This window comes from Pseudomonas sp. GW822-FHT02E03, from assembly GCF_058802325.1.
Genome location: NZ_JBXAOA010000013.1, coordinates 63,953 through 88,513 on the forward strand (window position 1 = coordinate 63,953; position 24,561 = coordinate 88,513).

The 24,561-nt window shown below is 58.6% G+C and carries 20 protein-coding genes and 1 pseudogene; 10 read left to right on the forward strand and 11 right to left on the reverse strand.

The window, feature by feature from the left end:
* The first annotated feature begins 145 nt into the window (after positions 1-145).
* Positions 146-1,576: an exodeoxyribonuclease I gene (gene sbcB / locus AC1RQB_RS12425; protein ID WP_063341329.1), complete on the forward strand. Its 1,431-nt coding sequence runs from the start codon at positions 146-148 to the stop codon at positions 1,574-1,576.
* A gap of 98 nt (positions 1,577-1,674) precedes the next feature.
* On the opposite strand, the gene mvaT is transcribed toward sbcB, so the two are convergent.
* Complete coding sequence (gene mvaT, locus AC1RQB_RS12430; RefSeq protein WP_007933316.1) at positions 1,675-2,052, reverse strand: histone-like nucleoid-structuring protein MvaT; 378 nt, start codon at positions 2,050-2,052, stop codon at positions 1,675-1,677.
* Positions 2,053-2,379: 327 nt separating this feature from the next.
* On the opposite strand from mvaT, the gene purU reads away from it, so the two are divergent.
* Positions 2,380-3,228 carry a formyltetrahydrofolate deformylase gene (gene purU, locus AC1RQB_RS12435; RefSeq protein ID WP_008072448.1) on the forward strand — a complete coding sequence of 283 codons (849 nt, stop codon included), beginning with the start codon at positions 2,380-2,382 and terminating at the stop codon, positions 3,226-3,228.
* An 82-nt stretch (positions 3,229-3,310) separates the two neighbouring features.
* Positions 3,311-3,487 (forward strand): hypothetical protein, encoded by a 177-nt coding sequence (locus AC1RQB_RS12440; RefSeq protein ID WP_198537191.1) that lies wholly within the window; start codon positions 3,311-3,313, stop codon positions 3,485-3,487.
* 41 nt (positions 3,488-3,528) lie between these two features.
* Here AC1RQB_RS12440 and gpgF read toward each other — a convergent pair whose 3' ends face one another.
* The 5 genes and pseudogenes from gpgF to AC1RQB_RS12465 form a co-directional block, all read right to left on the reverse strand.
* Entirely contained in the window at positions 3,529-4,524 is a 996-nt protein-coding gene (gene gpgF, locus AC1RQB_RS12445; protein WP_008072447.1) for a glucosaminyl phosphatidylglycerol flippase, read from the reverse strand.
* On the reverse strand, positions 4,521-5,297 hold the full coding sequence (gpgD, locus tag AC1RQB_RS12450) for an N-acetylglucosaminyl phosphatidylglycerol deacetylase (RefSeq protein ID WP_207267242.1): 777 nt from the start codon (positions 5,295-5,297) through the stop codon (positions 4,521-4,523). The genes gpgF and gpgD overlap by 4 nt, the downstream gene beginning before the upstream one ends.
* Positions 5,290-6,411: an N-acetylglucosaminyl phosphatidylglycerol synthase gene (gpgS, locus tag AC1RQB_RS12455; RefSeq protein WP_063341327.1), complete on the reverse strand. Its 1,122-nt coding sequence runs from the start codon at positions 6,409-6,411 to the stop codon at positions 5,290-5,292. Before gpgS ends, gpgD begins: the two co-directional genes overlap by 8 nt.
* Before the next feature lie 219 nt (positions 6,412-6,630).
* Positions 6,631-7,395 carry a methyl-accepting chemotaxis protein gene (locus AC1RQB_RS12460; protein WP_427623017.1) on the reverse strand — a complete coding sequence of 255 codons (765 nt, stop codon included), beginning with the start codon at positions 7,393-7,395 and terminating at the stop codon, positions 6,631-6,633.
* Positions 7,396-7,488: 93 nt separating this feature from the next.
* Positions 7,489-8,520: pseudogene (locus tag AC1RQB_RS12465) on the reverse strand (HAMP domain-containing protein); the annotation flags it as partial.
* A 184-nt stretch (positions 8,521-8,704) separates the two neighbouring features.
* Here AC1RQB_RS12465 and AC1RQB_RS12470 point away from each other — a divergent pair.
* Complete coding sequence (locus AC1RQB_RS12470; RefSeq protein ID WP_032830489.1) at positions 8,705-10,192, forward strand: helicase HerA-like domain-containing protein; 1,488 nt, start codon at positions 8,705-8,707, stop codon at positions 10,190-10,192.
* Between the two features lie 147 nt (positions 10,193-10,339).
* On the opposite strand, the gene AC1RQB_RS12475 is transcribed toward AC1RQB_RS12470, so the two are convergent.
* Positions 10,340-10,795 carry a DUF721 domain-containing protein gene (locus AC1RQB_RS12475; protein ID WP_050683206.1) on the reverse strand — a complete coding sequence of 152 codons (456 nt, stop codon included), beginning with the start codon at positions 10,793-10,795 and terminating at the stop codon, positions 10,340-10,342.
* A gap of 307 nt (positions 10,796-11,102) precedes the next feature.
* Here AC1RQB_RS12475 and secA point away from each other — a divergent pair, with 307 nt between their 5' ends.
* The 4 genes from secA to AC1RQB_RS12495 all read left to right on the forward strand — a co-directional run bounded on the left by secA (position 11,103) and on the right by AC1RQB_RS12495 (position 16,927).
* Positions 11,103-13,838, forward strand: a complete 2,736-nt coding sequence (secA, locus tag AC1RQB_RS12480; protein WP_032830487.1) for a preprotein translocase subunit SecA — start codon at positions 11,103-11,105, stop codon at positions 13,836-13,838.
* Positions 13,839-13,971: 133 nt separating this feature from the next.
* Positions 13,972-15,189, forward strand: a complete 1,218-nt coding sequence (argJ, locus tag AC1RQB_RS12485) for a bifunctional glutamate N-acetyltransferase/amino-acid acetyltransferase ArgJ (protein WP_063341325.1) — start codon at positions 13,972-13,974, stop codon at positions 15,187-15,189.
* Between the two features lie 164 nt (positions 15,190-15,353).
* Positions 15,354-15,986, forward strand: coding sequence for a glutathione S-transferase family protein (locus AC1RQB_RS12490; protein WP_063341324.1), 633 nt, complete (start codon positions 15,354-15,356; stop codon positions 15,984-15,986).
* Entirely contained in the window at positions 15,983-16,927 is a 945-nt protein-coding gene (locus tag AC1RQB_RS12495; protein WP_063341323.1) for a Nudix family hydrolase, read from the forward strand. Before AC1RQB_RS12490 ends, AC1RQB_RS12495 begins: the two co-directional genes overlap by 4 nt.
* 134 nt (positions 16,928-17,061) lie before the next feature.
* Here AC1RQB_RS12495 and AC1RQB_RS12500 read toward each other — a convergent pair whose 3' ends face one another.
* The 3 genes from AC1RQB_RS12500 to AC1RQB_RS12510 are packed head-to-tail and all read right to left on the reverse strand — an operon-like array spanning position 17,062 to position 20,645.
* A complete protein-coding gene (locus tag AC1RQB_RS12500; RefSeq protein ID WP_063341322.1) occupies positions 17,062-17,643 on the reverse strand; it encodes a cob(I)yrinic acid a,c-diamide adenosyltransferase in 582 nt (193 codons plus the stop codon).
* Positions 17,644-17,645: 2 nt separating this feature from the next.
* On the reverse strand, positions 17,646-19,682 hold the full coding sequence (locus AC1RQB_RS12505) for a sensor histidine kinase (RefSeq protein WP_063343882.1): 2,037 nt from the start codon (positions 19,680-19,682) through the stop codon (positions 17,646-17,648).
* A gap of 45 nt (positions 19,683-19,727) precedes the next feature.
* The gene (locus AC1RQB_RS12510) at positions 19,728-20,645 is read right to left on the reverse strand and encodes a putative 2-dehydropantoate 2-reductase (RefSeq protein WP_063343881.1); all 918 of its coding nucleotides are present in this window, start codon (positions 20,643-20,645) and stop codon (positions 19,728-19,730) included.
* 139 nt (positions 20,646-20,784) lie between these two features.
* On the opposite strand from AC1RQB_RS12510, the gene AC1RQB_RS12515 reads away from it, so the two are divergent.
* Together AC1RQB_RS12515 and AC1RQB_RS12520 are read left to right on the forward strand one after the other, a co-directional pair.
* Complete coding sequence (locus AC1RQB_RS12515; protein WP_007906601.1) at positions 20,785-21,270, forward strand: YajQ family cyclic di-GMP-binding protein; 486 nt, start codon at positions 20,785-20,787, stop codon at positions 21,268-21,270.
* 200 nt (positions 21,271-21,470) lie between these two features.
* Positions 21,471-22,313: a mechanosensitive ion channel family protein gene (locus AC1RQB_RS12520; protein WP_063341321.1), complete on the forward strand. Its 843-nt coding sequence runs from the start codon at positions 21,471-21,473 to the stop codon at positions 22,311-22,313.
* A 144-nt stretch (positions 22,314-22,457) separates the two neighbouring features.
* Here AC1RQB_RS12520 and AC1RQB_RS12525 read toward each other — a convergent pair whose 3' ends face one another.
* Positions 22,458-23,786, reverse strand: a complete 1,329-nt coding sequence (locus AC1RQB_RS12525) for an OprD family porin (protein WP_063341320.1) — start codon at positions 23,784-23,786, stop codon at positions 22,458-22,460.
* Positions 23,787-24,561: the final 775 nt, after the last annotated feature.

The window sequence follows — 24,561 nt, forward strand, 5'->3', positions numbered from 1 at the left end:
CGTCGGATGCTAGCAGCCTCTCGGGGGAAAACGACATAACTATGTATTGCACGGTGCGTGGTCAGAGGTGATTGAATGACAAGTTTCTGGTCGGGGCGGCATATGTGCGCCTAGACTTCGCCGGTCTTCAGTTCAGGAACAGCCCGTGACCTCGATCTTCTGGTACGACTATGAAACCACTGGCATCAACCCCCGTTGCGACCGTCCGCTGCAAGTGGCGGGGATTCGCACCGACTTCGATCTCAATGAAATAGACGAACCGGTCAACCTTTATTGCCAGCCCAGTGACGACATCCTGCCTCATCCGGCGGCGTGTGCGATCACCGGTATTACGCCCGCGCGTCTGGCCGAACAAGGTTTGAGCGAAGCCGATTTCATGACACGGGTTCATACCCAGCTCGCGGCGCCCGGTACCTGTGGGGCCGGATACAACACGCTGCGTTTTGACGACGAGATGACCCGTTACAGCCTGTATCGAAACTTTTTCGACCCCTATGCACGGGAGTGGCAGGGCGGCAACAGCCGCTGGGACTTGATCGATGTGGTGCGCGCAGCTTATGCCTTGCGTCCCGATGGCCTCGTCTGGCCCAGGGACGAGGAGGGGCGAGTCACGCTCAAACTCGAACGTCTGACCGCCGCCAATGGTATCGATCATGGGCATGCGCACGAGGCGCTGTCGGATGTGCGTGCAACTATCGCTTTGGCGCGCCTGATTCGGGAAAAACAGCCGAAGTTATATGACTGGCTGTTTCAACTGCGCAGTAAACAAAAGGTCATGGATCAAATTCGGCTGTTGCAGCCGATGGTGCATATTTCCGGGCGCTTCTCGGCGGCCCGCAACTATGTGGGTGTGGTACTGCCGTTGGCCTGGCATCCACGTAATCGCAACGCGCTGATTGTCTGTGACTTGCACCTGGACCCTCAGGGGCTGCTTGATCTGGATGCCGAAGCCTTGCGTCAGCGGCTTTATACCCGCCGCGATGACTTGGCCGAAGGCGAACTGCCGGTGCCGCTCAAGCTCATACACATAAACAAGTGCCCGGTAGTGGCGCCGTTATCGGTACTCCGTCCTGTAGATCAGCAACGTCTGGGGCTGGATATGGCGCTTTATCAGGAGCGGGCGCTGCGGCTAAGTGACGCACAACACGTTTGGCGAGATAAAGTTGCAGGCATTTACGCCAGCGACGATTTTTCTCCGAGCCAAGACCCCGAGCAACAGTTATACGACGGTTTTATCGGTGATCGGGACCGGCGTCTATGTGAGCAAGTCAGAGCTGCCGACCCTGCGCAATTAGCACAAGAACAGTGGCCTTTCGATGATGAACGTTTGCCTGAATTATTGTTTCGTTATCGCGCACGCAACTTTCCCGATACGTTGAGCCTGGAAGAGCAAGAACGCTGGCGAATATTCTGTCAGAAACGTTTATGTGCGCCTGAGTGGGGCGCGCCAAATACGCTGAATAGTTTTCTGGAGGCGGCTGCTCAATTGACGACTAGTGCTACATCGTTTCAGCGAGAGGTTCTGGATCAATGGCAGAATCATGTCCAGTCATTACGCAAACGTTTGAGTCTTTGAAAACGAAAATAATCCGCGCTTGAATTTCAGGCATAAAAAAACGCCAGCATTTGCTGGCGTTCTTTTGGTCGCGAATCAGTCTGCGACACGCTTGCGGCTTAGCCCAGCAGGGTAGCCCAACCTTCAACCACATCACCGCCCCACTTGGCTTTCCACTCTTTCAGAGTCTTGTGGTTGCCACCTTTGGTTTCGATGACTTCGCCGTTGTGCGGGTTTTTGTATTGTTTAACTTTGCGAGCACGCTTGGTGCCAGTAGTTTTTACTGCGCCGCCACGTGGAGCCTTGGTTTTGGACTCTGGATCCAACAGCGCGATGATGTCGCGCAGGGATTTGGAGTATTCGCCCATCAGGGTGCGCAGTTTGCCTTCGAATTCCAGCTCGGTTTGCAGTTTGTCGTCTTGGGACAGATTCTTCAAACGGGCTTGCAGCTCTTTGATAGCTTCTTCGGTGGCGCGATATTCGTTGATCAAGGACATGAGGACTACCTTATGTTGGGCGCTGGATGGCAGGGTGACAGTGCGACAATAATAGTCAGGGTGTTTCATCAAGTAAACATTTAACCGGAGTTTTATTTAAATTAGTTGCGGAATAGGACGCACATTGGAGGGATAGTTAAATAGCGTCACAAATATTCACAGTTGACCTCTTGAAGATTGCCCGCAAGAACACCATCGCGTGGGGCGGCCTGGTGCTTGCAGAACCTGTACCGGACCTGTGGGCAAAGCCATACGTCATCAATACTGCAGTTTTGCTGCGCAATCGCTAGAATAGCGGCCTTTGCGAAGTTCTGGAGTTTCCCCCTCATGCGCACTTTTCGGCTGGTGATTGCTTGCCCGGACCGCGTCGGCATCGTTGCTAAAGTCAGTAACTTTCTGGCGTCACATAACGGCTGGATCACTGAAGCGAGCCATCACTCGGATAATCTCAGTGGCTGGTTCTTCATGCGTCACGAAATTCGTGCCGATTCGCTGCCTTTCGGTATCGAAGCCTTTCGTGAAGCGTTTGCACCGATCGCCGAAGAGTTCTCGATGGATTGGCGCATCACCGACACCGAGCAGAAGAAACGCGTGGTGTTGATGGCCAGCCGTGAATCTCACTGCCTGGCGGACTTGCTGCACCGCTGGCACAGCGACGAACTGGACTGTGAAATCACCTGCGTGATTTCCAACCATGATGATTTGCGCAGCATGGTCGAGTGGCACGGTATTCCTTACTACCATGTTCCGGTCAATCCACAGAACAAGGAGCCGGCCTTCGCCGAAGTCTCGCGTCTGGTTAAACAGCACGAGGCCGAAGTGGTGGTACTTGCCCGTTACATGCAGATTCTGCCGCCTGAGTTGTGCAGCGAATATGCCCATAAAGTCATCAACATTCACCACAGCTTCTTGCCGTCGTTCGTCGGTGCCAAGCCCTATCACCAGGCTTCGATGCGCGGTGTGAAGTTGATCGGCGCTACTTGCCACTATGTCACCGAAGAGCTGGACGCCGGTCCTATCATCGAGCAAGACGTGGTGCGCGTGAGTCACAGCGACAGTATTGAAGACATGGTGCGCTTCGGCCGTGATGTCGAGAAAATGGTGCTGGCCCGTGGTCTGCGTTATCACCTGGAAGACCGGGTGCTGGTGCATGGCAATAAAACCGTGGTGTTCTGATAGCCATACGGTTGAAATTCGAAGGGCCTGAGCGTTCAATCGCTGCAGGCCCTTCGCCGTTTTTTGCACTGAGAACATGACCATGGCCGATCCATTGGACAAAGCCACTTCCAAAGCACCCGCCACATTGGGTGAGGGCTGTTTGAGTCGCTATGACCCGGATGACCTGAGCGCCGATGACGGCACGGAGTTTCCCGGCGCAGCCGAGTTGTGGGAGCAGTTGCAGGGCGATTCTGAGGATGAATCCGGGGACTCCTGAAAAAGATCACCCTGTGGCTGCCGAAGGAAGGCTGCGATCTTTTAAGCCCGTTTGAACTTCATCAGCTTCCTGAGCAATGGCCGCCCGAGCATCAGCAAAAACACCGGACCACCGACCACCAGGTAGAAGTAATAAGTCACTGTCCGCCAGATCAGAATCGCCGCCGCCGCGGTGGATTTCCCGACCATAGGCGCCAGCAGCGCCGCCGATGTCAATTCCGCCGCTCCGGCCCCGCCCGGCAACAGGCTGAACTGCCCGGCACTCAGCGACAGCATCTGGATCAGAAAACACCAGGCCCACTGCAAGTCCACACCCAGCCCGCGCAATGCCAGATACAACACGCTATAGCGCAAGAGCCAATGCAGGCAGGTCAGTGCAAACACAGTGATCAATGTCTGAAAGGGCAACTTCAGTGTGTCAGTGAATGCCGCCAGAAAGTGCAGGAGTTTTCGCGCCCAGCGCATCCGGGTGGTGCCTTGGACATTGAGACGAGTGAGCAACCGACCGCTCAGACGAATCAGCGAGCGGTGGTAGCGAGCCGCCAATACGCAGCTGAACAGTCCGCCGAACATCGAGATGGCGCTGACGGTCAGCAGCCATTCCATGCGCTGACTGAGGTGCTGGAACAGTGCATAAATCAGAATCGCGCTCAGCGCGCAGAGAAAAAACAGCAGATCGCTCAACTGATCCATGGCGAATACGGCGCTGCCCCTGGCCGGTCGTACGCCGTGGCGTGCCAGCAGGGCCATGATGGTCAGCGGTCCGCCACTGCCACCGGGGGTGGCGCAGTAAGCGAATTCGGCGGACATCACCACCCCAAGGCTTTTGACGTGACTGATTTTGCCGCGCTGATCTCCCAGCAACAGGCGCAAGCGCAGGGTGTTGAGCATCCAGCACAGCAGGATCATGCCGAACATGACCAGCAACCATTTCAGCGGAAAGCTTTGCAGCCGCGACCATGTCTCGCCGCCGCCCAGTAACGACGGGATGAGCACCGCAGCGAGCAGGGCGACGACCAGCAGAATCCCGCGGCTCATGCGGCGCGACCGACGACGTCGCGTTGCTGTGCCAGCCAGTTGGCCTTGGTCATCGGCACACGTCCCTCGTCGAGCAAGCGTTTGAGGGTGTGCAGCCAGTAGTGACGCGAAAACTCATGGCGCATGTCCACGGGGTGCAGGCCGAGACGAATCACCGGCGCCTGGCGCCAACGTTGCTCGCGCTGATCGCTGACGATTTTCGACAGACCGCGGCGCCAGGCGCTGCGTGCGCTCCAGACCAGACCGGGGGCATCGATCGCGGTGAAATCCGGCAAACGATACAGATGCTGCGAGTCGCTGGTGTAGCGCAGCGGTACCTGGCGCAAGGCCTGGCGGGTGCCTTCGCTCATCAGCCAGGCGGGGGCGACGAAACCTTCGAGTGGCCAGTTATAACGGTGAAACACCTCGATTCCGGCGCGCAGGCGGGAGAGGGCGGCTTCCAGAGGCAAATCGTAGAACTCGCCTTCATGGGTGTAGATTCGGCGCATGAACCAGTCTCGGGGAGTGATGGGGATTGGCCCTTCATCGCAATGAAAGTAACCGTGCAGTGCCAGTTCGTCGCCGCGAGCGACGCGGCGGGTCAGCAAACGTCGAAACGCCGGATATGCGGCCAGGTCGTTATGTTTGTGCAAATCGGGCACCACCAGCCAGGTGATCGGCACCTTACCCAATGCGTCGACGGCTTCGACAAAGGCTTGGTAATCGGGCCAGGTTTGCGGCGCAACGTCGTGCAATACCAGTATCAGGCTGGGCGCGTTCATGGGCTCAACCATTGGCGATCAGTGGCCATTGAGTGCCGAGTACCGCGTGATAGTGCCCCAGCAGGCTGTCGACCACGATATCCCAGGCGTAATGCTGCTCGACATGGCTACGGGCTTTCTTGCCCAGCGCGGCACTGCCCTGACTGAACAGTTCGCGCACCGCGTTGGCCATCGCTGCTGGATTGTTCGGCGCGCAAAGCAGGCCGCATTGATCGGTGACAATTTCCCGAAAAGCCCCGGCTGCCACGGCCACCACCGGAATGCCACTGGCCATGGCTTCGAGGACCACCAGGCCAAAGGTTTCCTGATCGCCGGCATGCACCAGCGCATCGGCACTGGCCATCAAGCGCGCGACTTGCGCCGCCGGGTAGAACTCATTGAGGACGGTGACATTGCGCGGCACCAGGGTCGGCATTGATGAACCCACCAGTAACAGATGGTAACGACGACCCAGGCGTTTCATGCATTTGAGCAGCACCGGCAGGTTTTTTTCCTTGGACCCACGGCCGGCGAAGATCAGCAGATGCGTATTTTCATCGATGCCCAATTCGGCCCGCAAACCTGGATCCCGTGCATTGGGGTTGAACGTTTGCAGGTCGACGCCCAGCGGTTGTACGAAAACGTTTTTGACGCCCAACCCGATCAGTTTATCGGCCATGATTTGACTCGGTGCCAGAACCCGGTCGAAGTTGCTATAAAGCTTGCTGACATAAGCTTCGACATTGGGTGTAACCCAATTGCCCATGCGATTGCTGACCAGCAGCGGCAGATCCGAGTGATAAAAACCGATCACCGGCACATCGAGCTGCCGCTTGGCGTCCAAAGCGGCCCAGGCAGTCAGGTAAGGGTCGCCGGCTTCAATCAGGTCAGGCTGCAAATCCTGCAGGACATTGCGCCACGGCGCGAGGCGGAGGGGGAAGCGATAACCCTTGCCAAAGGGCAGGGCAGGGGCCGGAACCGTGTAAATGCCATCCTGTTCACTCAAATGAGCCCCAGGAATCAGCAAACTGTGGCGAATGCCTGACTTGCTGCCCAGTCGACGGTGTTTGGCATCCAGATAGGTGCGCACGCCACCGCTGGCAGGGGCGTAGAACATGGTTATGTCAGCGATATGCACGATGAACATCCCTCCGGTCCGTTTGTTCTCCCTTGGGTTGACCTATATGAAGGATAGATGTTCGGTCGGGGTTTTGCGGGTGGGGGGCGATAGCGGGATTTGTGGTGTCTGGGTGGACCTCATCGCGGGCAAGCCCGCTCCCACAATGATCTTCGGTGGACACATATTTTGTGTACGACAGAGATCATTGTGGGAGCGGGCTTGCCCGCGAAGGGGCCAGTTCAGGCACTAAATCCGGAAACTACCCACCAACTGCTTCAATCGCGAAGCCTGTTGCTCAAGGTCCGAGCATGCCCGCAACGTCGATTGCAGGTTTTCCACGCCTTCCTGGTTCAGCGTATTGATCTCGGTGATATCCACGTTGATCGATTCAACCACCGCCGTCTGTTCCTCGGTCGCCGTGGCCACGGACTGGTTCATGCCGTCGATTTCGCCGATGCGCAACGTCACGCTGTTCAAGCGTTCGCCGGCCAGATTGGCGATTTCCACACTGTCCTGGCTGTGGCGCTGGCTGTCGCTCATGGTGCTAACCGATTCCCGGGCGCCCACTTGCAGCTCCTCGATCATGGTTTGCACCTGTTGCGCCGACTCTTGCGTGCGGTGCGCCAGGTTACGCACCTCGTCGGCCACCACGGCAAAACCACGCCCGGCTTCACCGGCCCGTGCCGCTTCAATGGCGGCGTTCAGCGCCAGCAGGTTGGTTTGCTGGGAGATGCTGGTGATGACTTCGAGAATCTGCCCGATGTTCACGGTTTTGCTGTTCAGCGATTCGATGTTGGTGCTCGAGGCGCTGAGCATGGTCGACAGCTGATTCATCGCGGCAATGCTGCGATCCACCACTTGCTGGCCATCTTCGGCCAAGCTGCGCGCGTCGCTGGCCTGACTTGACGCTTGCGCGGCGTTGCGGGCGATTTCCTGGGCAGCGGCGCCGAGCTGGTTGATTGCCGCAGCAACGCTGCTGGTACGCGAGGCTTGCTGGTCGGAATTGAACATCGACGAGTTCGAGGCGGCCACCACACGCAGGGCTACTTCGTTGACTTGGCCGGTGGCCGAGGACACTTCGCGGATCGAGGTATGAACCCGTTCCACGAAACGGTTGAACGCCGTGCCGAGGATGCCGAATTCGTCCTGATTTTGAATGGTCAGGCGCTTGGTCAGGTCGCCTTCACCGTCGGCGATGTCTTCCATGGCGCGGGTCATGACGTGCAGCGGCTGGATCAGCAGGCGGATCAGCATGCCGAGCAAGGCGATGATGATCGCCACGGCAATTATGGTCGCGATGACTGCCGAGGTACGGAATTCGCTGAGCATCGAGAAGGCTTTGTCTTTATCCACCGACAGGCCGATGTACCAATTGACCGAGGACAAGCCTTTGATTGGGGTGAACGTGACGATGCGGGTCTTGCCGTCGACGTCGATTTCACTGAGTTCGCTGCCGATGCGCGGGGTGTTTTTCGGATACGCCTCGCTCAGGGACTTCATCGCCAGGGATTTGTCCGGGTGAACCAGGATCTTGCCATCGGCGCTGATCAGAAAGGCGTAACCCATGCCGTCGAAGTCCAGCGCGTTGAGGCTGTCGGCGATCACCTGCAAGCTCAAGTCGCCACCGACCACGCCGATGCTTTGACCGTCCTTGAGCACACTGTTGACGATGGAAATGACCAGTTGGCCGGACGCGAGATCGATGTACGGTTCGGTCAGTGCCGAGCCGCCGGTGCTTTGGGCGCTCTTGTACCAAGGCCGGACGCGAGGGTCATAGCCATCAGGCATCTTGCTGTCAGGACGGATGATGAAGGTGCCATCCTTGTTGCCCAGATAGGCACCCATGAAAGTCGAGGTTACCGCCTTCTGTTCGAGTAGTTTGGAGACGTTGTCGGTGTCGGCGTTCAGTGCGACGTTTTGTGACAGGTTCTCAATCAGCAGGCTGCGTCCGGCCAGCCAGGTCTGGATATTGTTGGCCGTTACGCTGCCCATTTCTTGCAGGTAGTTGTCCAGGTCGTTGCGTATCGCATTACGCTGCAGATAGTCGTTGTACAGTGTGAACGAGGCGAAGGCAGCAATAACGATGAGGGCGGCGGCAAGCAGTATTTTATGGCTGAAGCGCAGATTTTTATTCATGGCTTGGGGGTCCGCTAAAGTCTTAATGTCCAGGGCGTGCTTTTATGAAGGCGCGCAAAATGGGCAGTGTTGAAAGTAAGCTGATATTTCCACCTCTCCTTAGGGAATTACCGACGCTATTTTCAGTCTGGTCTCTCGCTTGTTATCGGCCATGAAGGATCAAAGATTAACCATGGGTGACAAAATGCCTGATTCATCGCAACTCGTTATCGGCGCCGACCTCGCGGGCCAGTCCATCGCCCAGGCCATGCGCCTGGCCAACCGTCACGGGCTAATAGCGGGGGCTACCGGGACTGGTAAAACCGTCACTTTGCAGCGTCTGGCCGAAGCCTTCAGCGACGCCGGCGTGGCGGTGTTCGCGGCGGACATCAAAGGCGACCTGTGCGGCCTGGGCGCTGCCGGCAACCCTCAAGGCAAAGTCGCCGAGCGGATCGCCGGCATGCCTTGGCTGAACCATAAGCCTCAGGCGTATCCGGTGACCCTGTGGGACATTAACGGTCAGTCCGGCCATCCACTGCGCACAACCTTGAGCGAAATGGGCCCGTTGTTGCTCGGCAGCCTGCTGGAGCTGACCGACAGCCAGCAGTCGGCACTCTATGCAGCGTTCAAGGTGGCCGACCGCGAAGGGTTGTTGCTGCTGGATTTGAAGGACTTGAAGGCGCTGCTCAATCATCTGCGCGACAACCCCGAGTTGTTGGGGGATGACGCCGCGTTGATGACCACCGGTTCCAGCCAGGCGCTGTTGCGCCGTCTGGCGACGCTGGAACAGCAAGGCGCCGAAGCATTGTTCGGTGAACCGGCGCTGCAGCTGGAAGACATGTTGCAACCGGCCGTGGATGGTCGCGGGCGCATTCACTTGCTCGATGCCAGCCGTCTGGTGCATGAAGCACCGAAGGTCTATGCGACGTTCCTGCTGTGGCTGCTGGCCGAACTGTTCGAGCAACTGCCGGAGCGCGGCGATGCCGAGAAACCGCTGCTGGCGCTGTTTTTCGACGAAGCGCACTTGTTGTTCGCCGGTACGCCCAAGGCGTTGCAGGAGCGTCTGGAACAAGTGGTGCGACTGATTCGCTCGAAAGGCGTGGGGGTGTATTTCGTCACCCAATCGCCAGGTGATTTGCCGGATGATGTACTGGCTCAACTGGGCCTGCGCATTCAGCACGGTTTGCGCGCATTCACCGCCAAAGAGCAGAAATCCCTGCGCGCGGTGGCCGACGGTTTCCGGCCGAACCCGGCATTTGAAGCCTTGTCGGTGTTGACCGAGTTGGGGATCGGCGAGGCACTGGTCGGCACCTTACAGGACAAGGGCACACCCGGGATGGTCCAGCGTGTATTGGTTGCACCGCCACAATCGCGGATCGGGCCGCTGACCGAGACCGAGCGCACCGTGCTGATCGCCGGTTCGCCGTTCAAGGGGCGTTACGACAAACCGGTCGATCGCGAATCGGCTTATGAAGTGCTGATGGGGCGTAAAGGGCTGGCGCCGGATCCCGAAGCCGTGCCGGGCAAACCTGCACCTGAAGAGCCGAGTTTCACCGAACAGGCTGGGGAATTCCTCGGCACAGCGGCAGGCCAGGCATTGAAATCAGCGATGCGACAGGCGGCGAATCAATTGGGCCGACAATTGGTACGCGGGTTGATGGGCTCATTGCTCGGTGGCAGCAAACGCCGATAGCCAGTGGGCAATCAAAATGTGGGGGCTGGCTTGTGGCGAGGGAGCTTGCTCCCGTTGGACTGCGAAGCAGTCCCATTTTGGGGCCGCTTCGCAGCCCGGCGGGAGCAAGCTCCCTCGCCACAGGCCCGCTCCCACTTTGGTTTTATGTCAGGTTTTGGGTTTGGCGTGAGCCGCCAGGCGTTCGAGGGCCGCCCGCAGGTTCGGATCGCTGATGCCATCGGCCGTCGCCTGAATGGTCGCCGCCGCATCGGTCGACAAATTTATCGTATGCCCCGCAGCCCCTTGCTGAACGGTAGGCGGTTGAACCTTGAACAGAATTCGCGTCAGGCTGGCGAACTCGTCGAACAGCTGTAACTGCCGTTGCAGACGCTTTTGTTGATAACGCAGGCGGGTGGCCCAGTGGCCGTCGGTGACAATCAGCAGCAAACTGCCTTCGCGCCACGACGCTACATGGCAGTGCTCGCGGGCCGCCGGCTGCAACTGACTTTCCACCAGGCGTTGTAAATGACCCAGGCGTTGAGCGTGGCCAAAAATGGCTTTCAGCGGTTTGGCTTCGCGAAGCAGAACGGCGGGTGCTCTGGCCGTGAGAGGGCGAAATGCCATGATCAGACACCTGAAGTAACAGAGCGGCCATGGTAACAGAAAGCACCCGCTGCCCCCGACCCATTGCTTTGCGAGCGCTTTACCCATTAAATCAACAAGTAACTTGTGCCCTTGATGGGTTGAAGTTCAGCAAAATGCCCTTATTTTAAGTGAGCCCCGTCATAGCGCAGTGCATGCATCGTGGAATAACGCCACTTTCCTCACCATCGTTTCCGGGTAGAATACTCGTTCGCATGCGGCCATGAGGGCTGCACGGGCGACTCACGGGGCCGCCCTCCATCCCTTTAGTGTGGAAGATCCTGCCGATATGTTTGCGCCTTTGTTAAAGAAACTTTTTGGAAGCAAGAACGAGCGTGAAGTCAAGCGCATGCTCAAGACGGTGCAGCTCGTCAATGCCTTCGAAGAGCAAATGGTGGCCCTTTCGGACGATCAATTGCGTGCCAAGACAGACGAGTTCAAGGCCCGCCTCGCCAAAGGGGAAACCCTCGACAAACTGCTGCCAGAAGCCTTTGCGGTCGCCCGCGAAGCCGGTAAGCGTGTCATGGGTATGCGTCACTTCGATGTCCAGCTGATCGGCGGCATGACCTTGCACGAAGGCATGATCGCGGAAATGCGTACCGGTGAAGGCAAGACCCTGGTGGCGACACTGGGCGTTTACCTCAACGCGCTGTCCGGTAGGGGTGTGCACGTTGTGACGGTGAACGACTACCTGGCCCGCCGTGACGCCAACTGGATGCGTCCGCTCTACGAATTTCTCGGCATGACGGTCGGCGTGGTCACCCCATTCCAGCCGCCGGAAGAAAAGCGCGCTGCTTACGCCGCCGACATCACCTACGGCACCAACAACGAATTCGGTTTCGACTACCTGCGCGACAACATGGCGTTCAGCATGGAAGAAAAATTCCAGCGCGAACTCAATTTTGCCGTGATCGACGAAGTCGACTCCATCCTCATTGACGAAGCTCGTACCCCGCTGATCATTTCCGGTCAGGCCGAGGACAGCTCCAAGCTGTACATCGAGATCAACAAACTGATCCCGCAGCTGGAATTGCACGTCGAAGAAGTCGAAGGCGAAGTCACCAAGGCTGGCCACTACACCGTGGACGAGAAGACCCGTCAGGTCGAACTCAACGAAGCCGGTCACCAGTTCATCGAAGACATGCTCACCCGCGTCGGCCTGCTGGCTGAAGGCGAGAGCCTGTATTCGGCGCATAACCTCGGTCTGCTGACCCACGTTTATGCTGGTCTGCGCGCGCACAAACTGTTCAATCGCAACGTCGAATACATCGTGCAGGACGGCCAGGTCGTACTGGTCGACGAACACACCGGCCGTACCATGCCGGGTCGCCGTTTGTCCGAAGGCCTGCACCAGGCCATCGAAGCCAAGGAACACCTGAACATCCAGGCCGAGAGCCAGACCCTGGCGTCGACCACGTTCCAGAACTACTTCCGTCTGTACAACAAACTGTCCGGCATGACCGGTACCGCGGACACCGAAGCGTTCGAGTTTCATCAGATCTATGGCCTGCAGGTCATGGTCATCCCACCGAACAAACCTTTGGCGCGTAAGGACTACAACGACCTGGTGTTCCTGACCGCCGAAGAGAAATACGCGGCGATCATCGGCGACATCAAGGAGTGCATGGCTCAGGGCCGTCCGGTGCTGGTGGGTACCGCCACCATCGAAACGTCCGAGCACATGTCCAGCCTGCTCGTGAAGGAAGGCATCGAACACAAGGTTCTGAACGCCAAGTTCCACGAAAAGGAAGCCGAAATCATCGCTCAGGCCGGTCGTCCGGGCGCGCTGACCATCGCCACCAACATGGCCGGTCGTGGTACCGACATCCTGTTGGGCGGTAACTGGGAAGTGGAAGTCGCTTCGCTTGAAGACCCGACCCCTGAGCAGATTGCCCAGATCAAGGCCGACTGGCAGAAACGTCACCAGCAAGTGCTGGAGTCGGGCGGTTTGCAGGTGATCGCTTCCGAGCGTCACGAATCGCGCCGTATCGACAACCAGTTGCGCGGTCGTGCCGGTCGTCAGGGCGACGCCGGTTCCAGCCGTTTCTACCTGTCGCTGGAAGACAGCCTGATGCGCATCTTCGCCTCTGACCGGGTGAAGAACTTCATGAAGGCGCTGGGCATGCAGTCCGGTGAGGCGATCGAGCACCGCATGGTGACCAACGCCATCGAGAAGGCTCAGCGCAAGGTTGAAGGCCGCAACTTCGACATCCGTAAACAACTGCTCGAGTTCGACGACGTCAACAACGAACAACGTAAAGTGATCTATCACATGCGTAACAGTTTGTTGGCCGCCGACAACATCGGCGAAACCATCGCCGATTTCCGTCAGGACGTGCTCAACGCAACTGTCAGCGCGCACATTCCACCGCAATCGCTGCCTGAGCAGTGGGATGTGGCCGGTCTGGAAGCGGCGTTGCAGAGCGACTTCGGTGTGGCATTGCCAATCCAGCAGTGGCTCGACGAAGACGATCACCTCTACGAAGAGACCCTGCGCGAAAAGCTGATGAACGAGCTGATCGCCGCGTACAACGAGAAAGAAGACCAGGCCGGTGCCGAAGCACTGCGTACCTTCGAGAAGCAAATCGTTCTGCGCGTACTGGACGATCTGTGGAAGGACCACCTGTCGACCATGGACCACCTGCGTCACGGCATCCACTTGCGTGGTTATGCGCAGAAGAACCCGAAGCAGGAATACAAGCGCGAGTCCTTCACCTTGTTCTCCGAGCTGTTGGATTCGATCAAGCGCGACTCGATCCGTGTGCTGTCGCACGTTCAGGTCCGCCGCGAAGATCCGATCGAAGAAGAAGCTCGCCTGCGTCAGGAAGCCGAAGCACTGGCTGCGCGCATGCAGTTCCAGCACGACGAAGCACCTGGCCTGGAGCAACCGGAAGTGTTGGGTGAAGAGGTCGACGTAGCCCTCGCCACCGCACCGGTGCGCAACGAGCAGAAACTGGGCCGTAACGAGCTGTGCTACTGCGGTTCGGGCAAGAAGTTCAAGCATTGCCACGGGCAGATCCAGTAAACCCGTTTCATACGCTGAAATACCCGCGCCGCGACCGGCTTATGCCGTCGCGGCGTTTTGCCATTTAAACCACCGCGCCACGTTAAAAGAACGGGGATGACGGTGCAGACACTACTTTTTAAGGAGCGCATTCATGGCTGTTGGTCTTGGTCCTTTGCCAACGTTGCACCCGGTTGCCGGTTTTGAACTCGGTATCGCCTCGGCCGGTATCAAGCGCCCGGGGCGCAAGGATGTCGTGGTCATGCGCTGTGCCGAAGGTTCCACGGTCGCGGGCGTGTTCACCCTGAACGCTTTTTGCGCCGCTCCCGTTATCCTGGCCAAGCAACGCGTGCAAGGCCCGGTACGTTACCTGCTGACCAACACCGGCAATGCCAACGCTGGCACCGGCGAACCAGGCCTTGCTGCCGCCGAACGCACTTGCGCCAAGCTGGCTGAGCTGACTGGCGTCGATGCAAGCCTGGTGCTGCCGTACTCCACAGGTGTGATCGGCGAGCCGCTGCCGGTCGAAAAAATCGAAGGCGCGCTGCAAGCCGCCCTTGACGACCTGTCGGTCGATAACTGGGAAGCCGCCGCTACCGGCATCATGACCACCGACACCCTGCCCAAGGGTGCCAGCCGCCAGTTCCAGCATGACGGCGTGACTATCACCGTCACCGGTATCAGCAAAGGCGCGGGCATGATCCGCCCGAACATGGCGACCATGCTCGGTTACATCGCCACCGACGCTAAAGTTTCCCGCGAGGTGCTGCAAAACCTGCTGCTGGACGGCGCCAACAAGTCGTTCAACCGCATCACCATCGACGGCGACACCTCGACCAATGACTGCTGCATGCTGATCGCCACCGGTCAGGCAGCACTGCCGGAAATCACCGAAGCCAGCGGTCCGCTGTTCGCTTTGCTCAAACAAGCGGTGTTCGAAGTCTGCATGGACGTGGCCCAGGCCATCGTGCGCGACGGCGAAGGCGCGACCAAGTTCGTCACCGTGGAAGTCAACGGCGGCGGCAATCACCAGGAGTGCCTGGACGTCGGTTACACCGTGGCCCATTCGCCGCTGATCAAGACCGCGTTGTTCGCCTCCGACCCGAACTGGGGCCGCATTCTGGCTGCCGTGGGCCGTGCCGGCGTACCGAACCTGGACGTGAGCAAGATCGACGTATTCCTCGGTGACGTGTGCATCGCCAGCCGCGGCGCTCGCTCCGCTACCTACACCGAAGCCCAGGGCGCGGCAGTGATGCAACAGGAAGAAATCACCATCCGTATCGAGCTGGGTCGCGGTGAATGCAGCGAAACCATCTGGACCACTGACCTGTCCCACGAATACGTGAAGATCAACGCCGAGTACCGTACTTAAGACCAAGTCGACGCTATCGCGGGCAAGCCCGCTCCCACAGGGTTCAGTGTCAGCCGTCAATCGTGCGGCTGACTCGGTCAATGTGGGAGCAGGCTTGCCCGCGATGACGGACGGCCAGACACTAGAAATTCTGGCCTGTTCCACTTACCAAAAGGCGCCCGAACATGAGCCTCCACCTGATCATCGGTGACAAACTGCATTCCTCCTGGTCCCTGCGCGCCGCCCTGGCCCTTGACCTGACCGGCGCGTCCTACACCGAAGAACTGATCAAGCTGAACCAGCCGGACACTCGCGAGCGCGTGCTCAAGCATTCGCCGACCGGGAAAGTCCCGCTGCTGAAAACCGAACACGGCACCATCGCCGATTCCCTGGCGATTGCCGAATACCTGGCCGAACAATTCCCCGATGCCGGGCTCTGGCCCAAAGACACTGCTGCCCGTGCCCAGGCGCGTTCGGCGTGCGCGCAGATGCACAGCGGTTTCTTCGCCATGCGCAGCAATATGCCGTTCGACCTGAGCCACGATGCGCCACTGTCGCCGACCCCGCCTGAGGTTCAGGCTGAAATCGAGCGCATGCTGGCGTTATGGGCTGAATGTCGCGCCGCCGCGACTGAAACCGGCCCGTTCCTGTTTGGCGGTGCGACCCTGGCCGATGCGTTTTTTGCACCGATCGCCGTACGCCTGCGCACCTATCAGGTAAAACTGCCCGAAGCCGATGCGGCCTATGTCGAAACCATCTACCAATGGCCAGCCTTCAAGGCCTGGCGGAAGGCAGGTCTGGAGGAAATAGAGCGGTGAAACGAGTCCATGTAGCAGCCGCGGTTATCCGCGATAGCAGCGGCAAGATCCTCATTGCCCGCCGTGCCGACACCCAGCATCAGGGCGGTTTATGGGAGTTCCCCGGTGGCAAGGTCGAGGAAGACGAATCCGTCGAAACGGCCCTGGCTCGCGAGCTTCACGAAGAGCTGGGTATCGTGGTCAATACCGCGCGACCGATGATCAAAGTCCGCCACGACTACCCGGACAAGCAGGTGTTGCTGGATGTCTGGGAAGTCTCGGCGTTTACCGGCGAACCCCATGGCGCCGAAGGTCAGCCTTTGGCCTGGGTGACCGCGCGGGAACTGGTGGACTACGAGTTTCCGGCCGCCAACCAGCCGATCGTCGCCGCTGCACGCTTGCCCGGCGACTACCTGATTACCCCGGAGGGTCTGGAAACCCCGGCCTTGCTGCGCGGTATCCAGAAAGCCATCGCTGGCGGCATCAAGCTGATTCAGTTGCGCGCGCCCAACGGCTACGACCCGCAATACCGCGATCTGGCGGTGGATGCGGCGGGGCTGTGTGCCGGCAAGGCGCAGTTGATGATCAAGGGGCCGTTTGAATGGCTGGGGGACTTCCCGTCCGCCGGTTGGCACATCACGTCGGCGCAGTTGCGCAAGTATGCGGCGGCCGGGCGTCCGCTACCGGCGTCGCGCTGGTTGGCAGCGTCTTGCCACAATGCTGAGGAGCTGGCACTGGCCGAGCAGATGGGCGTGGACTTCGTGACCCTGTCGCCGGTGCAGCCGACGCAGACTCATCCGGATGCGCTGCCATTGGGTTGGGAGCAGGCGTCTACCTTGATCGAAGGCTTTAGCAAGCCGGTGTTTTTGCTCGGCGGGGTTGGTCCGGCGGAGCGGCAAAAGGCTTGGGAAGCAGGGGCGCAGGGTGTGGCGGGGATTCGGGCGTTTTGGCCTGAGGCTTGATTCTGCGGTGTTGCTGCTGGCGCCATCGCGGGCAAGCCCACTCCCACAGTGGTCCGTGGTGGACACAGGTTTGTGTACGACACTGATCCCTGTGGGAGCGGGCTTGCCCGCGATGGCGTCTTCGGACTCGCCGACTAACCCTCTGGCTTCGCAGCCGCTTGCCACAAAATCTCGGCAACCCCCTGACGCTTGGCAATCAACCTCGCCGCCACAAACAACAAATCCGACAACCGATTGATATACGCCAGGCCAACCCCGGCCAATGGCTCGATCGCATTCAACTGCTGACACCGTCGCTCGGCGCTGCGCGCCAGACAGCGGCATACGTGAGCCTGGGCGATCAGCGCCGAACCGCCGGGCAGAATGAAATTCTCCAGCGGCCCCAACTCTTCATTCCACACATCGATTGCCGCCTCCAGGCGCTCGACTTCTGCCGTGTTCAGTGCCTGATACACCGGCATCGCCAGTTCGCCACCCAAGTCGAACAACCGATGCTGGCAGGGCGCCAACACCTCGATCACTTCGTTCAACCCCGGATACGTATCACTTTGCGCCGCCAACCCGGCCAACAGCACACCCACCTGGCTGTTCAGCGTATCGACTTCGCCAATGGCCTCGATGCGCGGATGGTCCTTGGGCACCCGGCGGCCATCGCCGAGCCCGGTTTCGCCTTTGTCGCCAGTGCGGGTGTAAATCTTCGACAAGCGAAAGCCCATGGTTACCTCGACAGCTGATTGAGTTCTTGAGAGACCACCGGAGTGCCTGACAACGGCAGGCGCAAGGTGAAACAGGTGCCTTGGCCCGGCGTCGATTGCACTTCCATCTGGCCCTTGTGGTTGTTGGTGATGATGAAGTACGAGACCGAGAGCCCAAGGCCGGTGCCCTGACCGATTTCCTTGGTGGTGAAGAACGGCTCGAACGTACGTTTGCGCACGTTCTCGCTCATGCCGATGCCGTTGTCCTCGACCTGAATTTCCGCCCATGGCGGATTCAGTTTTGTACGCAGAATGATCCGCCCCGGTTCGCGGTCGTCGGTACGTTGGTGAATGGCTTGTGCGGCGTTTTTCAGCAAGTTGAGCAGCACCTGCTCCAGTTCGTTGGCAGTGCCGGGCACCGGGCCCAGTGCCGGATCGAACTGCCGAATGATCGCCTGCCCCTTGAAGTCGAAGCCGATGGCCAGGTCGAAGTCGTTGCCGGCGATCTCCACCGCTTGATCGATCAACGCCGGCAAATCGCAGGGCGCCATCTGCCGGGTGCTGCGGCGGCTGAAGCTGAGCATGTGCGTCACGATTTTCGCCGCCCGGGCGCCGGCCTGTTGAATGCCATCGAGTAACTGCGGCACTTCGCGAGCTTTCAAATACTGGTTGACCGTTTCCAGCTCAATGCCGAGTTGCTCGGCCTGTTCGAGGTTTTTCGGCAGATCGGGTGACAGACGCCGACGAATGTTCTGTACGTTGTGCAGGATCGCGCCCAACGGATTATTAATCTCGTGAGCCATGCCGGCGGCGAGGCCGCCGACCGAGAGCATTTTTTCCGACTGCACCATCATTTCTTCCAGGGACAGACGCTGGGTGATGTCGTCGATCCGGATCACCACGCCGCGCCCGGCACCGCCCATCAAAGGGTAGAACGTCAGGGCGTAGTGCCGGGGCTCTTCGTCCTTGAGCCAGGTCACGCGTTCGATTTTCGCCACGGTGTGCTGCTCGACGGTTTGCCTGAGTTGCGGCAGGAATGGCTTGAGCGGTTCGAAGGCGAGGAAGATCGGCTGGTTCAAGGCTTCGTCCAGGCGTGTGCCGGACAGGGCGCTGGCTTCCTGATTCCACTGGGTTACGTAGAGCTGCTCGTCGAGGGCGATCAGTGCCGACGGCATGGAGTCGATGATGCTGTTGAGGTAGTTCTGGAAACCGGTGAGTTTCTTTTCGATCTTGCTGCGCACCTGAACTTCCAGTTCCAGCTTGCGGTTGGTGTGACGGGTTTCTTCGGCCAGCCCCTGAGCCTGGTCGTAAGCGGCCTGGGAATCGTCGCGGGCGCGCTTGAGTTGCTGCTCCCGGGCCTCGATGCGCGAGAGCATGGTGTTGAACGCTTCGGCGAGGCTGCCGATTTCGTCGTGGTTGCCGCGAGAGGCGCGCAGGGCGTAGTTCTCTTCCCGGGTCACTTGCCGGGACAACTCTTCGAGCTGATGGATCGGCCGGGTAATCAGGCGTTTGATCTGCCGGGCAATCACCAGCCATAACAGCACACTGAAGATCAGAATCCCCAAACTGGCGGTCAGGGTCCCGGTATAGAACGCCATCGGCAATTCGCTGCTGGCTACCAGCAGCAAGTGCCCCGGCGCGGTACCGGGGCGGGGCAGGGTGATCACTTGGTTGCTGCGAAACTCCATGGCTTGCCAGGCTTCCAGATGCCGGAAATGCTCCGGTAGATGGAGCTCGTCTCCCTGCTGCAGCTGCGCCAGAAGCACACCTTTACCGTCATAGAGCGCGGCCGCACGCAACGGTGTATAGCTGTTGAGTTCGTTGAGCAGGCGCTCGGCGGTTTGTGGCGACTTCAAGGCGTCGGAGATCAGGCTTGGGTTGGACACCAGTCGGCCGATGGTCTGCAAGGCCTGAGGAGCCATGCTTTCCTGGGAAATGTAATAGGCGGCGCTGATAAAGGTCAGGTTGGCGACCAGCAAAACGGTGGTCAACAGCACCAGCAGGGCGGCCAGCAATTTCTGGCCGACTGGAAGGTTTTCAAGGCGCTGGCGCAATGGCATCAGGTTCATCGCTAAAAAGGAACAAGTGGCCAGCGTAGCCGCTGCTCAGTCGCTGGGCAATCCAAGGCTGCGCAGATGAGCAATCAGGCGCTCCTGCAATTGACTGAGGTGGGGCAGGTTCAACTGATGCCGCGACGCGACCTTGCAGGCATAGCCCAACAGGTAGCTGATTTCTGTGCGGCGCTGACTCGCGACGTCCTGGTACATCGATGAGAAATTGGCCGCGGTGGCCTGGATCACTCGTTCGACTTCCTCCCGGAGGTTTTGCGCCGCTGCCGGTTGGCCGCAGCGCTCAAGCAGCTCGGTGAGCTCGGCGCACAGGGTGGCGACTTCGCAATGATGTTGCTGCAAACCGCCGTTGCGGCATTCGTGCAGCACGGTCAGCGGGTTGATCGCACAATTGAGCGCCAGTTTTCGCCACAGCCTTGTGAGGATATCGGTGCTCCACTCATGGGGAATACCGGCGGCGCTCAAGTCCTCCAGCCAGATCGGCGCTACCGGATGGCCCGCATCCCCCAGCCAGGTGTAGCCATGACCGGCGAACACCACGCGCCAGTCGCCATCGCGAAACGCGCCTTCGGTGCTGGAGGCGAAGATGCAGCGCGCCTGAGGCACCTGCGCGGCAACCGCGTCCTGACTGCCGAGGCCGTTCTGCAGCAGGATCAGTTCGGCGTCGGGTGTCAACCGGTGGGCGAGGCGGGCCACGGCTGTTACGGCGTCGTAGGCTTTGCAGGCCACTAGCAGACGGCTGATGGGCCCGTCGCTGTCGGCTGTTTCGCCCGGCACCGGATACAACTGCGCTTTGCCATGTTCGACCAGCGTCAAACCGCCAGCCGTCCGATAGGCCTGTAAACGTGTCGCGTCCCGCACGATCAGCCTGACCGGCACGTCAGCCCGCGCCAGACGTGTGGCCCAAAGGGTGCCCAGGCTGCCGGCGCCCAGAATATGCCAAGGCGTGGACATCAGCTTTTTGCTCGGTTTGACGCTGGCATGTGAGGCTCGCAGTATCGGTTGGAAAAGACCCGTTATAATGAGCCCGATTTTAACCGCAAGCCAAGCGCGCTCCATCGTTATCGAGCGCGCCTTTTATTGGAGAGATTACATGCCGTCGTTCGACGTGGTATCCGAACTGGACAAACACGAAGTCACCAACGCGGTCGAGAACGCCGTCAAGGAACTCGATCGTCGCTATGACCTGAAAGGCAAAGGCACCTTCGAGTTCAAGGAAAAGGACCTGACCGTCAACCTGACCGCGGAAGCCGATTTCCAGCTCGAAGCGATGATCGAGATCCTCAAGCTGGCCCTGGTCAAGCGCAAGATCGATGTGCAGTGCCTTGAAGTCAAGGATGCCTACGCGTCGGGCAAGTTGATGAAGCAGGAAGCGGTCCTCAAGGAAGGCATCGACAAAGAGCTGGCGAAGAAAATCGTCGCTCACGTCAAAGACGCCAAGCTCAAGGTCCAGGCCGCCATTCAGGGCGAGCAAGTGCGCATCACCGGCAAGAAGCGTGACGATTTGCAGGAAGCTATTGCAGCCCTGCGCGCCAAGACGTTCGACATGCCGCTGCAGTTCAATAACTTCCGCGACTGACTTTTCAAGCGGGAACCTGTGGGAGCGGGCTTGCTCGCGAAGAGGGCGTATCAGTCAACATCACTGTTGAATGACACACCGCTTTCGCGAGCAAGTCGAATCGTCGCACCGCCGCTCCCGCATCGATTGTGCTTAACCCGGCGGGTCTTTCTGCCGCTCATTTTTTGCGTGCCGGGTAGCCGGAAATCAGGAGAAAAAAGATGGATTTGAATGCTGAAGTGGACAACCTGGTCAAGGCATCCCAAGCCTGGATTCCGATGATCATGGAGTACGGCAGTCGCGTACTGCTGGCGGTGATTACCCTGGCCGTCGGCTGGTGGCTGATCAACAAAGTCACGCAAAAGCTTGGCGGCCTGCTGGCGTTGCGTAACGCCGACCTGGCGCTGCAAGGTTTCATCAGCAGCCTGGCGAACATCATTCTCAAGGTTCTGCTGATCGTCAGCGTAGCGTCGATGATCGGCGTGGAAACCACCTCGTTCGTCGCAGCGATCGGTGCTGCTGGCCTGGCGATCGGTCTGGCGTTGCAGGGCAGCCTGGCGAACTTCGCCGGCGGCGTGCTGATTCTGTTGTTCCGTCCGTTCCGCATCGGTGACTGGATCGAAGCTCAAGGTGTTGCGGGTACTGTTGATAGCATCCAGATCTTCCACACTGTGCTGCGTACCGGTGATAACAAAACCATCATCGTGCCTAACGGCAATCTGTCGAACGGCATTATCACCAACACCAACCGTCAGCCGACGCGCAAGGTCGTGTTTGACGTCGGCGTGGCTTACGAGGCGGACTTGCAGAAGGCCCGTGAAGTGTTACTGGAACTGGCCAAGGACCCGCGAGTATTGGCTGATCCGGCACCCGAAGCGGTAATTTCCATGCTGGGTGACAGTTCGATCACTGTTTCCCTGCGGGTGTGGGTGAAGACCGCTGACTACTGGAATGTGATGTTCATGTTTAACGAGCAATCGCGCGATCGGTTGAAGACTGCCGGTATTGATATTCCATTTCCGCAGCGGGTTATTCGAGTGATGCAGGAATCGGCAACGGTGTAATGATTGGTCTTCGATACATGTTTGACCTTTCGGTCAGACTTGTTCTGCAAGAGCCCGATCCATTAAACACAATGCTGTAACCAATAAAAAAGGCCCATCCGAAGATGGGCCTTTTTTTGATTACCGCGAACTGACTTTCGGCAATTACAGAACCGAAATCGGGTAGTCGACGATCAGGCGGAACTCTTTGATATCGCCTTCACCTTCGTCAGCGTTAGCGAAGTGCCATGCTTGACGAATGCGGAAGGAAAGATCTTTTGCCGGGCCAGACTGAACAACGTACTTGGCTTCGAAGTTGGTTTCGTTGTGCTTGCCGTCTTCGCCGTACAGGCCAGCGTAAGGGCTGCCTGCAGGAGTGTTGGTGCCGTCGATGTCCCAGCCTTTTACGTAACGGGTCATGAAGCTCAGACCTGGAACGCCGTACTCAGCCATTTTCAGGTCGTAACGGACCTGAGCAGACTTCTCGCCAGGGGCGTTGAAGTCAGAGTACTGGATGGAGTTGGCGAGGAAGATCGAGTCGCCGCCGCGGTTGTTCTTGCCCACACCGATGTAGTCGAATGGAGTGTCACCGTTAACCTTCTGGAAGGCGACAGTGATGGTGTGCGCTTTCAGGAACGAGAAAGCGGCTGCCAGGGAGAACGCGGTGTTGCTGATTTCGCCCGCTTTGGCATCACCGGTATCTTTGGTGTTGTAGATGTTACCGTCCAGGTTGAGCGACTCGCTGCCACCCATTGGGATGGTGTAGTTCAGGTTGGCGTAGTACTGGTTCCAAATGTCTTCCAGCTTGGCGCCGTACAACGATGCGCTGAAGTTTTCGGTGATGCCGTACTTGCCACCGAAGTAGTCGATGGAGTCAGCTTCTACACCAGCGTAGGTTGCCCACAGACCGCCGTCACGAGCGTTTCTGTCCTGGCTGGTCGCCGAATAGAAGTGACCGGCTTCGAGGTCAAGGTCTTTGACTTCGCTGCTCTGCAGTTGGAAACCGCTGGCAGTTTGAGGAAGAACACGGGAACCGCCAATAGCGAACACTGGAGCAGTGCTTGGCTGCATGTCGCCGACTTTCAGCTCGGTTTTGGAGATGCGGAATTTAGCGGCCGCACCGGCTTTGCCTTGGCTGTCGTTAACGTCGCCATCGGCATCGCGGCTCATGTTGCCGGTGCCGCCGGTGCCGTCGCCACCGTCCAGTTTGATAGCCAGGTAACCGAACGCATCAACGCCGACGCCTACGGTACCTTGGGTGTAACCGGAGCTGAAGTTGCCCCAGATGCCCTGTGTCCAGTCTTTCTGATCGGTTGCGCCGTCTTTCCTGTCACGGTTGAAGTAATAGTTGCGAAGCAGCAAGTCGAACTTGGCGTCTTCAACAAAACCTTTGGCTTCAGCCTGGTCACTTACAAACGGTGCGGCCGTAGCCATTTGAGTACTGGCTGCTGCTGCAACTGCCAGTGCGATCATGCTCCACTTCATCACGCGCATCGTGATTTGCTCCTTTGGTTTTTAGAAGAGTACTGCCGTCCCGCCTGTTTTATTATCCGGGCGGCTCTTTCTTTTTGTGTCGGCGCAAACTTATATCACGCCGACCATGTTGGCGATACTTGCGCATCTAACCTTTCAGCTTCTTTACGACCCTGTCGCAAATGGCTCGGTAGATGTCGCAAATTCACAATCCCGACGCAATCGGACTGACAACTTCAACGTTGTTTTCCATGGCTTGAGCGTCGGTAAAAAAGAGTCCCTTGTCCTGCACTTGAATCTCCATCGGGCAACCCTGCCGCTGTTTTTATTGGCCTTAAGGCTTCCACTTCCAGCGGAGCGCTTATAGACGATACGGGTGTGAATGCAACAAGCGTGCACAAATCGGAATTCTGTTGCTGTTTTTTTCCAAAGGCCTGCCTGTTGCTGTAAAAACCTCATAAAACCGGGGGGTTCAAGCTCGTTGTACCTGAGCTTGACGCCATGCTTCGCATCGTGTTTACCACATCGATCCAGTGGGGGCGACAACCAAAAATGTTACCGGTTCACCCCGCCAGTGAGTAGTTAGCGGATGCTGACGCACTGAGCGTAGACGCGTTGTGCGGTTTTGGTGCAAAAAATTTCAATTGCTGTACCGAATTCACACAGTGTCGCTTTGTCGTGGATTCGAACGGCCCGTCGTTTATCGGTCATTTCGGCATTTTTTGTGCGGCGGCTGGTTCTGTCATGGTGCATACCGGATCAAAATGGCTCATGTCGGGGCGCCCGTAGGGCGCAG